The 12,943-nt window shown below is 70.4% G+C and carries 7 protein-coding genes; 1 reads left to right on the forward strand and 6 read right to left on the reverse strand.

Translation table 11 applies throughout. The annotated features are described in order from the left end of the window. Nucleotides 1-49: 49 nt before the first annotated feature. The 6 genes from ACIPWY_RS20305 to ACIPWY_RS20330 all read right to left on the reverse strand — a co-directional run bounded on the left by ACIPWY_RS20305 (nucleotide 50) and on the right by ACIPWY_RS20330 (nucleotide 11,403). Nucleotides 50-2,086: an amino acid permease gene (locus ACIPWY_RS20305; RefSeq protein WP_401534345.1), complete on the reverse strand. Its 2,037-nt coding sequence runs from the start codon at nucleotides 2,084-2,086 to the stop codon at nucleotides 50-52. 89 nt (nucleotides 2,087-2,175) lie between these two features. Then, on the reverse strand, nucleotides 2,176-4,200 hold the full coding sequence (locus ACIPWY_RS20310; RefSeq protein ID WP_362903135.1) for an NB-ARC domain-containing protein: 2,025 nt from the start codon (nucleotides 4,198-4,200) through the stop codon (nucleotides 2,176-2,178). 211 nt (nucleotides 4,201-4,411) lie between these two features. Then, nucleotides 4,412-6,424 carry a phosphocholine-specific phospholipase C gene (locus tag ACIPWY_RS20315; RefSeq protein ID WP_401534186.1) on the reverse strand — a complete coding sequence of 671 codons (2,013 nt, stop codon included), beginning with the start codon at nucleotides 6,422-6,424 and terminating at the stop codon, nucleotides 4,412-4,414. A gap of 138 nt (nucleotides 6,425-6,562) precedes the next feature. Then, nucleotides 6,563-8,617 carry an acetate--CoA ligase family protein gene (locus tag ACIPWY_RS20320; RefSeq protein ID WP_401534188.1) on the reverse strand — a complete coding sequence of 685 codons (2,055 nt, stop codon included), beginning with the start codon at nucleotides 8,615-8,617 and terminating at the stop codon, nucleotides 6,563-6,565. Beyond that, entirely contained in the window at nucleotides 8,614-9,780 is a 1,167-nt protein-coding gene (locus ACIPWY_RS20325; RefSeq protein ID WP_401534190.1) for an acyl-CoA dehydrogenase family protein, read from the reverse strand. Before ACIPWY_RS20325 ends, ACIPWY_RS20320 begins: the two co-directional genes overlap by 4 nt. A gap of 42 nt (nucleotides 9,781-9,822) precedes the next feature. Further along, complete coding sequence (locus ACIPWY_RS20330; protein ID WP_362903143.1) at nucleotides 9,823-11,403, reverse strand: APC family permease; 1,581 nt, start codon at nucleotides 11,401-11,403, stop codon at nucleotides 9,823-9,825. A gap of 148 nt (nucleotides 11,404-11,551) precedes the next feature. Between ACIPWY_RS20330 and ACIPWY_RS20335 the strand changes: the two genes are divergently transcribed. Next, nucleotides 11,552-12,943: a flavin monoamine oxidase family protein gene (locus tag ACIPWY_RS20335; RefSeq protein WP_401534192.1), complete on the forward strand. Its 1,392-nt coding sequence runs from the start codon at nucleotides 11,552-11,554 to the stop codon at nucleotides 12,941-12,943.

Here is a 12,943-nt window from a genome sequence, read left to right on the forward strand (position 1 = left end):
TGCCGTCCCTCTGTCCCGCGGAACCCGGATCGGGGTCGTAAACGGCTCGTCAGCTGTGCCCGGTGCCGCGCGAACGGCCCGCTCCGGCCCGCGGGCGCTGAGGTTCGCCACGGCGCACGGAACCAGGCGCGCGCCGGGCAGGGTGGTTGGCGTGCGCGGACGAGGTGAGCTGCCAGGGAACGCTCGTCACCATCACCCCGGGCGTGAACAGGAGGCGGCTTTTGAGCCAGAGCGCGGACTGGTTGTGGAGCAGGTTCTCCCACCAGTGGCCGACCACGTACTCGGGGATGAAGACGGCGACGATGTCGCGCGGGCTCTCCCGGCGGATGGCGCGCACATACTCGACGACGGGCCGCGTCACCTCGCGGTACGGGGAGTCGATGACCTTCAGCGGTACGTCGATGCCGTACTCGTCCCAGCTCTCGCGCAGCGCGGCCGCTTCGTCGCGGTCGACCGACACGGTCAGCGCCTCCAAGTGGTCGGGGCGGGACGCCCGCGCGTAGGCCAGGGCGCGCATCGTGGGCTTGTGGAGCCTGGAGACCAGGACGATGGCCAGCACCCTTGAGGGCGAAGCCAGTTCGGCGTGCGGGTCCTCGACGGCCAGCTCCGCGGACGTCCTGTCGTAGTGGCCGCGGATGCCGCGCATCATCAGCCACAGCACCGTAGCGGCGAGAACGGCCAGCCAGGCGCCCTCGGTGAACTTGGTGGCGAGCACGATCACCAGGACGAGGCCGGTGACGCACGCGCCGAGGGCGTTGACGGCCCGCGCGGACTGGTGGCGGCGGCGCACCACGTGATCGTGCTCGGTCGCCAGCTCCTGGTTCCAGTGCCGCACCATGCCCAGCTGGGAAAGGGTGAACGAGGTGAACACACCCAGGATGTAGAGGTGGATGAGGCTGGTGACATCGGCCTTGAAGCCCCAGAGCAGCGCGGCGGCGACGACGGCCAGGGCGAGGATGCCGTTGGAGAAGGCGAGCCGGTCGCCCCGGTTGTGCAACTGGTGCGGCAGGAAACGGTCCTTGGCGAGGATCGAGGCCAGCATCGGGAAGCCGTTGAACGCGGTGTTCGCGGCCAGGATCAGGACCAGCGCGGTGGCGGCCTGGATGAAGAAGAACCCGACACTGTGCTCGCCGCCGAAGACGGCCGCCGCCACCTGCGCGATGACCGTGCGCTGCGTGTAGCTCCCGCAGTCCCCGTCGAGTCCCGTCAGCCGGCACGCGTCGTCCGTGAGGTGCACCTTGGAGATCAGCGCGAGCGTCGTCACACCGACGAACATGGTCACGGCGATGAGACCCATGGCCACCAAAGTGGCGGCGGCGTTCTTCGACTTGGGCTTGCGGAAGGCCGGTACGCCGTTGGAGATCGCCTCCACCCCGGTCAGCGCCGTACACCCCGAGGAGAAGGCGCGCAGGACGAGCATCACCAGGGCCAGGCCCGCGAGGTGCGCGTCGGAGGCTTTGGGCACGATGCCGTACGCGGCGCTCTCGGCGACCGGCGCGTCCCCCAGGGCGTACCGGATCAGGCCGGTGATCACCATGATCAGCACGCCGCCGATGAAGAGGTACGTGGGCGCGGCGAAGGCGTTGCCCGACTCGCGGACGCCCCGCAGATTGATCGCGGTGAGCAGGGCCACGAAGCCGACGGCCAGCAGCACGCGGTGGTCGTTCAGCGCCGGCAGCGCCGAGATGATGTTGTCCACGCCGGAGGCGACGGACACCGCCACCGTCATCACGTAGTCGACCAGCAGCGAGGCCGCGACCACCAGACCGGCCGAAGGACCGAGGTTGGTGGACGCGACCTCGTAGGAGCCGCCACCGCTCGGATACGCGTACACGACCTGGCGGTACGAGAGCACCACCACCGTCATCAACGCCACCACCGCTCCGGCGATCCACGGGGTGAAGTGCAGGTAGGCGAGCCCGCCCAGGGTGAGGACGAGCAGGATCTCCTGGGTCGCGTACGCCACCGACGAGAGGGGGTCGGAGGCGAAGATCGGCAGGGCGAGGCGCTTGGGGAGCAGTGTCTCGCCCAGCTCTTCGCTGCGTTTGGCACGGCCGATCACCAGGCGTTTGACCAGAGCGGGCATGTTGAACACTGCGTGAGCGTATGGCGGACCGTGCCGCCGTTCGAGCCTGCGGACGTGTCGGCGGCCCGGGGTACACAAATGGTCCTACCTCAGGGACCGGCGTGCCCCTGGAGCGCGTGGGCGAGGCCGTGTTCGGCGTCGTCGGTCAGGGCGCGACGGTACGCCGTGTCGTATGCGTTGTCCCCGGCCGCCTTGCGGGCCTGCTGCTCCCACTGGTCGCGGATCTCGGACAGCTCCGGGGTGCCGCGGTTCGGGTGGCCGAGCATGTGCCAGTAGGCGAGGCCGGTGCCGGAGGTGCGGGCGGCTTCGACGCCGTTGCCCTGGGCCGCGTTGGCTCCCGTGAGCAGGTCGAGGCCGAGGGCGATCCCCAGGTTGTCGTTGAGGTTGTGCTTGCTGATGAGCATGGCGCGGGCGTGGATCTCGGCCTCGCGCGGGCGGCCCTGGAGGAGGCTGATGAAGGCGAGTTGATGCTCGGCGTAGGACCGCGCCCAGTGTTCGCCGTACTCGTGGCTGAGCCGGCGCAGGCTGGTGGCCTTCTCGTGCGCCTCGTCGAGCCGGCCGAGGGCGGAGAGGGCGAAGGCCCTGATCACCAGGCAGCAGAGCTGCGGGGCGCCGGTCGGCGGAGTGCAGGCGCGGGTGTTCAGGGCGTGCTCACTGACGTCGTACGCGTCCTGCGGATGTCCCGTCATGAGGTGTGTGAGGCCGAGGGTGTGGGCGGCGAAGAGTACGGATTCGGGTGTGTCGTCCTGCTGTGCGGCGAGGGCGCACTGCTCGCCGACGCGCAGGGCGCTCTGGTGGTCGCCCTGGAGCGTGAGGGTGATGCCGAGCGCCCACAGGGCGCGGGTGCGGGAGGGGCCCTGTGGCGTGTCGAGCCTGAGGGCGCGCTCCAGATAGTCACGGGACTCGTGCAGGTGACCGCAGCAGGGCCAGAACAGGCCGGTGCGTCCCGCCATGTCGACGGCGGTCTCGGCGTCCTGGACGAAGAGGTGGTCGAGTGCGGCGCGTACGTCGGCGTGGCTGTCGGAGATGCGGGTGTACCAGGCGACCTGCCGGTCGCTGAGCCAGCCGGCCTCGGCCTGCTCGACGATCCCGGCGAAATGCGCGGCGTGGCGCTCGGCCAGGGTGTGCTGCTCGCCGAGCTCATCGAGCCACAGGGCGCCGTATTCGCGCACCGTGTCGAGCATCCGGTAGCGGGTGCCGTCCCGTTGCAGGACCGACTGGTCGGCGAGCCGTTCGAGGATCGTGGGGATCTCGTCGGCGCCGAGGGGGTCGCCGGCGCAGACGGATTGGGCGTCCGCCTGGTCGACGGGGCCGTGGAAGACGGAGAGCCTGGCCCACACGAGGCGTTCGAGAGGGGCGCACAGCTCGTGGCTCCAGCCGATCGCGGTGCGCAGGGCGCGGTGGCGCTTGGGCCAGATCGTGTCGTCGACGAGGGTGTCGAGCCGTGAGGTCAGCCGCTCGGCGATCTCGTCGAGGCTGTTCTCGCGCAGCCGTGCGCAGGCCAGCTCGACCGCCAGGGGGATGCCTTCGAGGCGGCGGCAGATACGGGAGATCGTCTCGGCGGCACCGGGGGAGTCGAGCGGCACGTCGGGCGCGGCCGTCGCGCAGCGCTCACGGAACAGGCGCACCGCCTCGTCGGAGCCGCCCTCTTCGTCGCCCGTGGAGAGGGGCGCCACCTCGATGCGGTGCTCGCCCTGGATGCCGAGGGGCTGCCTGCTCGTGGCGAGGACGGTGAGGTGCGGGGCGGCCGCGAGGAGGGCGGTCACCAGGTCCCAGCAGGCATCGAGGACGCGCTCGCAGCAGTCGAGGACGAGGAGGACACGCCGCCCGGCCAGCCATTCGCTCAGCGCCTCGATCGGGGCGCGCGGATTGTGGTCCAGGAGGCCGAGGGCGTCGGAGACGGTGGCGGTGAACAGACGGTCGTCGTAGAGATGGGAGAGGTCGGCCCACCACGCACCGTCCGCGTACGCGTCCCGTGCCTCCTCGGCGGCGCGCAGCGCGAGCCGGCTCTTTCCGACACCGCCGCCGCCGGTGAGGGTGACCAGCCGGTGTTCCTGCAATGCCCGTCCGATGGCGGCCAGTTCGCTGTCGCGGCCCACGAAACTGGTCGTCATGACGGGGAGGTTGCCTACCACGGGCCCATCTTGCCGTGCGGCCGCTCTCGGTCACAGCCCCTCGCAAGAAACGGTCAGAAGCGATCAGTTGTAGTCGCGGACCGGTCGGCCGGAGCCGGGATCGAGGCGGGCCGGGTGCTCCCGGCCGACCGGTCGCCGCGAGTGCGGCCAGGGGGATCAGCGGTTCAGGGAGATCAGTGGTTCAAGGCGATCAGCCGCTGACGGACGCCGAGCCGGTCTCGATGTGGCCCGTGTAGCGGCGGGACCACGTCGTGTCCGTGCTGGACGTGATCGTGAAGTCGTACCAGCCGTTCTGGTTCGCCACGGCGTTGAAGAAGTCCTCCGTCGAGCCACCGGCGGGGACCGTGTAGTTCCACGGGCCGTCCGAGCGGTAGTTGTTCGACGTGATGGTGAACTGCGCCGCCCCGGAGCCCGAGTTGGTCATCCTGAACCAGATGGCAGGCTTGCCCGTACCGGACTCGACGGCGTACCGGGCCGCGACCTCGATCGCCTTGCCGGCCTTCGTGGCATCGCCCTGGAAGCGGCGCAGGAAGCGGTTCGGCCCCGCCATCGTGATGTCGTACGCGCCCGATCCGAACCCCGTGCCGATGTTGAAGTAGTCCGTGGCCGTGCCGCCCGCGTCGACCGTGTACTGCCACGGCGTCGTGTCGCGGTAGGCGTTCGGGTGGATGGAGAGGTGGGCGGCGCTGCGCGCCGGGCTGCCCTGGTTGGCCATGGAGAACCACGCGAGGATCTTGCCACTCGCGCCGAACTCGAAGTGGTCCAGGTTGCCGTTCGGCTGGTAGGGCAGGGCGCGCGCCGGACGGGTGCCGGGCTCCTGGGTGGGCAGGGCGTTCGTCTGCGGCGCGGGGTTGGGCAGCGGTCCGCAGGTGTCGTACCCGATGACCTTGGTGGCGGGCAGGCCTGACGGCATTCCGTACACGGGCCGGGTGAAGTCGAACACGCCGGTCAGGTCGCCGGTCACCTTGCGGCGCCACGCGCTGATGTTGGGGCAGGTCGCCGGGGTGCCGAGGGCAGTCGTCCAGGTCTCCATGAACCGCAGGACGGACGTGTGGTCGAAGACCTCCGAAGAGACCCAACCACCCCTGGTCCAGGGCGACATGACGACCATCGGCACGCGGAAGCCGAGACCGAAGGGGGTTCCGTTCAGGAACTCGCCGGCCGTGTCGGCGGGAGGTGACGGCGGGGGCACGTGGTCGAAGAAGCCGTCGTTCTCGTCGTAGTTCAGGAAGAGCACGGTCGAGTCGAAGACCTCGGGGGAGGCCGCCAGGGCGCGGTAGACCAGGTCCACGAAGTGGGCTCCGTCGCCGGGCGGGGCGTAGGGGTGCTCGGAGAACGCCTGGTTGGCGACGACCCAGGAGACCTGGGGGAGTGTGCCGGCCAGTGCGTCCGCCTTGATCGCGGCGGCGATGTCGTCGGGCGTGGAACCGGTCACCGCGGGGACGGAGGCCATGCCCCGGTCGTGCAGCGGGTCGCCGGGCTTGGCAGCGGCGAACTTCGAGAAGTAGGCGAGACCGTTGTCGCCGTAGTTGTCATTGGCATTCTGGTAGACCTTCCAGCTGACACCCGCCCGCTGGAGAGCCTCCGCGTACGTCTCCCAGGTCAGCCCCGACTCGTCGCCGCCGTCGTAGCTGGAGCCGTCGACCTTGCCGCTCCACAGGTAGGTGCGGTTGGGTCCGGTGGCGCTCAGGGTGGAGCTGAAATAGGCGTCGCAGATGGTGTAGTTGTCCGCCAGCGCGTAGTGGAACGGTATGTCGCCGCGGTCCAGGTAGCCGAGGCTGCGTACGTTGCCGACACCGACGACCCAGTGGTCGAGCCGGCCCTTGTTCCACGCGGAGTGCTGGGAGGACCAGCTGTGCGGCAGGTCGCCGTTGCACTGGGCGAGCGTCTCGCCGTCCACGCCGCCCGCGGCCGGGGTGGAGCTGAGTTTCCACGGGTACTGGCGGCCGATCCAGCTCGGCTGGTTGAAGACGGACTGCCCGCCGGAGAGCGTGATGCCGCTGCGGTCGCCGAACCCGCGGACACCCTTGAGGCGGCCGAAGTAGTGGTCGAAGCTGCGGTTCTCCTGCATGAGGATCACCACGTGCTTGACGTCCTTGACGGTGCCCGTGGTGGCTGCGCCCGCCCTGGTGGCGGGCAGCGCGGCGCCGGCCGCGATCCCGGCGCCCAGCGCGACAAAGCCTCTGCGGCTGATCGGTGTCATCGGTTCACCCTTGTCTCACGCGTACGTCCGAACACAACGGGCGCAAGAGTGCCGACACTTAATGGTCTGGGGCTAGACCTCTACGTGGTCGAGTTTGTGAACACCGGGTTCCGGCCGGTGGTCGCCGGCCGGACGCGGTCATGGACGGGGAGGACTGTCGAGCGCCGCTGTCGCTATGACGAGGGCGTCGACCGCGAGGACTCCTTCCGGGGAGACGCGGACCGGGTTGAGCTCGATCTCGCCGAGGTCGCCACGGTCGGCGATCAGCTGGGAGACGGCCACGACGACTGCCGCCAGGGCGTCGACATCGACAGGGCGGCTGCCGCGCCAGCCGGACAGGAGTGGCCATGAGCGGAGCCGGCGGATCATCTCGCGCGCGGTGTCGTGGGAGCACGGAGCCAGCTCAAGAGCGAGATCCTGGGTGAGCTCGGCCTGTACTCCACCGGCGCCGACCACGACGACCGGGCCGAACGACGGGTCCCGCCGGGCGGCGACGATCACCTCGACCACGTCGGCGCGCCGGTCCATCTCCTCGACCACGTAGCCGTGGGACCCCAGCCGCGCCACCATGTCGTCGTAGGCGGCGCCGAGCGCGTCGGCGTCGTGAAGTCCGGTCGCGACGCCGCCGTGCTCCGTCTTGTGCTCCAGCCAGTCGGCCTTGAGGACGAGCGGAGCCGAGAGGGACCGCATCGCCGCGCGGGGATCGGGCGAGCCCGGCGCGATGTGGAGCGCGGCGGGGAACGGGACGCCCGCATCGGCCAACAGCCCGCGCGCGGCCCAATATCCGGCACCCGGCGCGACTCGGTACTTCGCGGCGGACGCGTGCCGTATGCGCGGCCGGGGTGCCTGAGTGAAGCGGTGCGCTGTCTCCACCGCCCGCAGCGCAGCCTCGATGTCGGTGAAGGTAGGCACTCCGGCCGAGCGCAACTCGCTTACCGTGTCGGTGTGTTCGGCCATCGAGTGGACGACGATCGGCAGCGCCCGCTCGGCCGCCAGTGATCCGATGGCCCGGGCGACCTCCGACTCGGCCGCCTGGTGTTCGGGGATGTCGCGGCCGTAGCTGCCGAAGTAGCCGCTGAGCACGATGGCGTCGGTGAGGCAGGTGTCGGCGAGGACGGCCGGTGTCGACGCGTACGTGGAAATGTCCTCCTCGCCCGCGCCCGCGAGATCGACGGGGTTCGCGACCGCGGCGTGCGACGGCAGCCGGTCCGCCAGGCGCTCCTGGACCTCCGGGGGGAACTCGGCGACGGTCAGGCCGAGCCGGGACGCGGTGTCCGCGGCGACGGCCCCTTGCCCACCGCTGTCGGTCACGATCGCGATCCGGCACCCCCGAACAGGTGCGCACCGCATCAACAGCTGTGCTGTGTCGATGAGTTGAGCCGGTGTGTCGACGCGTACGGCGCCGACCGTGCGGCAGGCGGCGTCCACGACGTCGATGCCCGATGTCATGGAGCCCGTGTGCGAACGGGCCGCCTGTCGCGCGGCCTTGCTGGCGCCGACGGTCAGCAGGAGCACCGGCTTGCCCGCCTCGCGCAGGTGGTCCAGTGCGTCCAACAGCCGTTCGCCGTCGCCGAAGCTCTCCAGATAGACGGCGACGATGCGGGTGGTTTCGTGGTGGGCCAGGTCGGCGAGCAGTTCGGCGGCGCACACGTCGAGCTGGCTGCCGACGGAGACGAACCTGGAGACACCGATGCCGGCGTCCGCGGCCATCCCCGCGATCTCCAGGCCCAGCTGTCCGCTCTGCGAGACGACCGCGAGAGCGCCGGGCGTGAACCGGCCCCAGGCCAGCTCCAGTTCGCTCGACGCGTCGTAGAGACCCAGGCAGTTGGGCCCGAGCATCCGGGTCCCGCTCGCCGCGATCACGTCACCGATCGCGGCCTCGTCCTCGACGCCCGCGGTGATCGCGAGCAGGCCGGGCACGCCGAGCGCGACGGCATCGCGGACTCCGCCGGCGAGGACGGAGGCGGGGACGGCGAAGGCGACGAGATCGGGAACCTCGGGGAGCGTGTCGAGGCTCGGGTGGCTGCGACGGCCGAGGACTTCGCCGCCGCGCGCGTTGACCAGGTGCACGTGGCGCCGGTGCGCGCCCGCGACGGCGCCGCGGGCGAGCCAGTGGCCCCACTTGGCCGGATTGTCGGTGGCGCCGACGACGGCGACCGACTCCGGGGCGCGGAAGACGTCGAGAGTGGTCATGACTTCGCGAGCGCCCTGGAGATGACCAGCCGCTGGATGTCGGAGGTGCCTTCCTCGATCTCCTCCAGCTTCGCGTCCCGCATCCACTTCTCGGCCAGGAACTCCTGTGAGTAGCCCCAGCCGCCCAGCGTCTGCACGGCGGCCCACGTGTTGAACATGGCGTTCTCCGAGCCGGTCAGCTTCGCCATCGCCGACTCCGCCGTGACCTTCTCCCCCTGGTCGAAGAGGCGCGCCGCGCGCATCGTCACCAGGTGGGCGGTGTCGGCGCGGGTCGCCATGTCGGCGAGCCGGAACGCCACCGCCTGGTGCTCGATGATGGGCACGCCGAACTGCACGCGCTCCTGGGCGTACTCCACGGCCAGGTCGAGAGCGGCCCGGCACAGGCCGGCGCAGGACGCGCCGATGAGGATCCGGGAGGCGTCGAAGGTGCGCATCAGGCCCAGGAAGCCCTGTCCCTCGGCGCCGAGCCGGTCGGCGGCGGGGACCCGTACGTTGTCGAGGAACACCTCGGCGTTGACGATGGCGCGCTGCCCCATCTTGCGCATCGGCTTGCCCACGGTCAGTCCGGGCGTGTCCCGGTCGACGACGAACGCGGTCACGCCGCGTGAGCGGAGCGACGGGTCGACCGTGGCGAAGACGACGAACCGCTGTGCGTAAGGGGCGTTGGAGATCCAGGCCTTCTGACCGCTGAGCACGTAGTGGTCGCCGTCGCGCACCGCGCGGGTGCGAATGCCGGCGGCGTCCGAGCCGTGGTCGGGTTCGGTGACGGCGAGCGCGGTCAACGGGGGAGTGTCGGTGGTGAGCGGCCGCAGCCACCGCTCCTTCTGCGCCTGTGTGCCGAGTTCCAGGACGGGATCGGCGAAGAAGCCGCTGGAGGTCAGCAGGTTCCCGATGGCGATGTCGCCGTGGCACAGCTCCTGCTGTACGAGCACCTGCGTGACCATGTCGGTCACTCCGCCGCCGCCGAACGCCGCGGGGATCATGAAGGCTGCCAGGCCGGTCCTGGCTGCCTTGTCCCACAGGTCGAGCGGCGACTCGGTCTGGGCATCGTCGACGGCGCGGGCGCGGGGGCGGATCTCGGCCGCGGCGAAGTCGCGGGCGAGCCGGATGAAGTCGTGCTGCTCGGCGGAGAGGCCGAGCGCGTCGCGTACGGGGTAGGGCATGGCGAGCTCCGTGGTGGCAGGGTCACTGAGGGGTTGAGAAGTTCACCGGGGGACGGTCTGCGGGGACGGGCGCTCGGCGGCGGCTTCGGCCTCCCGGGGCGCCCCGGTGAAGAACCGCGGTGCGATGCGCGCGTAGGTGAGCATCAGCAGGTAGCCGAGGAGGAGCGTCCCGACGCCGATGACGAAGACTCCGCCGACGCGCCAGTGGGGTGTGAAGGGGAGGGTCCAGGACGTGTAGCTGTTCGCCGGGTCCCAGTCGTTCTTCAGGCTCCACAAGCCGGCCGCGACGAGGGTCAGGCCGCCGATGGCGGGCAGGGTGAGGCGCAGCCAGAAGTCCGCGGCGGTGCGCCGCCATCGGGTGCGGTGGGCCCAGGCCGAGGTGAGGCCCGTGAGGCCGTAGTAGAACGCGATCATGAGGCCGCAGGAGGACACGGCGTCGCCGATGACCTGCCCGTGGCTGAGGAAGTTCATGACGACGTAGCAGACCGCCCCCGCGACTCCGGTGGCGATGGTGCTGAACTGCGGTATCGAGTAGCGCGGGTGGACCTTCGCGAAGACGCGTGGCGCGGCGCCGCGGCCTCCCATGGCCAGGAGCGTGCGCCCCAGGGAGAGCACGGTCGTCTCGGTGGACGCGGCCGCGGAGGACAGCACCATCAGGACGAGCAGATGCCACAGGAAGGAGCCGAAGCCGCTGTCGCCGAAGACGGCCCTGCCGATCGCGGAGAAGACGTCACCGAAGTTGTCGGGGTTGCCGAGTCCGGTGCCGGTCGTGCCGATGCCGGCGAAGGCCAGGGTCGCCACGGTCGCGACGAGGTAGAGGACGAGCAGCATGACCGTGGAGGAGACGGCGGCGATGCCGGGTGTCCGGTGCCGGTCGGTGGTCTCCTCGTTGACGGTGAGCGCGGTCTCCCAGCCCCAGTAGATGAACAGCATCAGCACGAGGCCGCTGACGAACGCGCTGGGTGAGGAGATCTCGAACGGATTGAGCCAGGACCAGTGCGGTTGCCGTGCGCCGGTACCGGCGTGCCCGGTGTAGACCCGTACGAGGGCGACCACGGAGAAGACCCCGAGCATCGCGAACTCGAGGAAGAGCAGGGCGCGTTGGACGGCGGCGGCCACTTCGATGCCGCGGTAGCAGACGGCCGTCATGAGGGCGATCCAGCCGAGCCCCGCCAGGAGGACCCAGGGGCTCGACGGGTCGGACCCGATGCCTTTCGCGCCGAAGAGGATAAACACGTACTGGCCGGCGACCTGGGCCAGACTCGCCATCACCAGGGTGAACGAGGTGATGATGGCCCAGCCGCCCATGAAGCCGACGCGCGGGCCGAGGACGCGGGTGGCCCAGGTGAAGATGGTTCCGCAGTCCGGCTCCTGGCGGTTGAGAGCGGCGTAGCCGAAGGAGACGAACAGGATCGGGACGAACGCGAGCACGACGATCGACGGCGCCTGGAATCCGACGAAGGCGACGATGAACGCGAGCGTCGCGGCGAGGCTGTAGGCGGGGGCGGCGGACGCCACCGAGAGGATCAGGCTCGTCGTCATGCCGAGCGCACCGGTGCGCAGGCCCTTTTCCTGCGAGCTGTCGGGTGCGGCTTCCGAGGTGGTGTCAGGTGACGTTGCCATGGGCGGACCCCCTGTCCGGGGTGGGCGGCGATTCGCAAGATTGATGCGTGGGTCAATGATGCTGGCGAGGGGAGGCGTGTCAAGACTTCCGGACGGATTCATCGCAACGATTGACTGACGCATCAGTCTTGCGACATGCTCTGCGGCCATGTGGGAACAGACCGAAATGGACCTGGTCGAAACCGAGGTCGTCGTCGTGGGCGGCGGCTACGCGGGACTGGCCGCAGCTCTTCAACTCCACGACGCGGGAGTCGACTTCACGCTCGTCGAGGCCGCCGACCGGGTGGGCGGCCGCGTACTCTCCGAGATCCGGGAGGCCGGCGTGACCCTCGATCACGGCGGACAGTGGGTCGGCCCGACCCAGACACACCTGCTCGCCCTCGCGGACCGCTTCGGCTGCGCCACCTTCCCGACCTGGGAGACCGGAAAGCACGTCGAGGTGTGGCACGACGGCAGCACCGTCCCCTACCTCGGCGCGGCACCGTCCGACGGCCCCGGCATCGCGGAGTACACCCGCGTCAGCGAAGTCCTGGACGCCCTCGCCCGGACCGTGGACACCCAACAGCCCTGGCGGACACCCCGGTTCACCGAGTGGGACGCCCAGACAGCCGAGTCGTTCTTCCGCGAGCAGACCCACGACACGGACGCCCGGCGCCGCCTGGCGCTCGCCGTCCAGGGCCTGTGGTGCGCGGAGCCGGACGAGATCTCCCTGTTCCACGTGCTGTTCTACATCGCCTGTGCCGGCGGGTACGAGCAGCTCATGGAGACACGGGACTGCGCCCAGGACAGCCGCTTCGTCACCGGCGCCGCCGGCCCGGCCCGCGCCGTCGCCGACCTGCTCGGCGAACGCGTCCGGCTCGGTGAGCAGGTGCGGTCGATCGAGTACGCCGACGGTGTCCGGGTCCGGACCGAGTCCACCGTGTTGGAGGCCCGCAGGGTGATCGTCGCGCTGCCGCCCCAAGCGGTCCGCACCATCCACTTCACCCCGGGACTCCCCGTCAGCAGGGACGGCTGGCTGTCCCACAGCCCGATGGGGCGCGTCGCCAAGGTCCACGCGGTGTACGACTCCCCGTTCTGGCGCGACGCCGGACTCTCCGGCGTCGCCACGCTCTACGACGACGGGCCGGTGGGTGTCGTGTTCGACAACTCCCCGGACGACGCCTCCCGGGGCGTGCTCGTCGGCTTCGTGTACGGCGACCGGGTCACCGACTGGAGCGACCTCGACGACGCTCGCCGCCGCGAGGCCGTACTGGCCAGTTTCACCACCGTGGCCGGTGAGCGCGCGGCACGCCCGCTCGACTACACGGAGAAGAACTGGTCGCAGGACACCTTCGCCAAGGGCGGCTACGAGGCGTACGTAACTCCCGGCGGCTGGAGGGGATACGGCCGGCGCGGCTGGCGGGAACCCACCGGGACCGTGCACTGGGCCGGAACCGAGACGGCTAGTGTGTGGAACGGCTACATCGACGGCGCCATTTCGTCGGGCCTGCGAGCGGCCGACGAGGTCGTGTCGGCACTCTCGACCCAAGCGGAAGGCTGA

This window comes from Streptomyces sp. NPDC090032 (genome assembly GCF_044748025.1).
Taxonomy (GTDB): domain Bacteria; phylum Actinomycetota; class Actinomycetes; order Streptomycetales; family Streptomycetaceae; genus Streptomyces.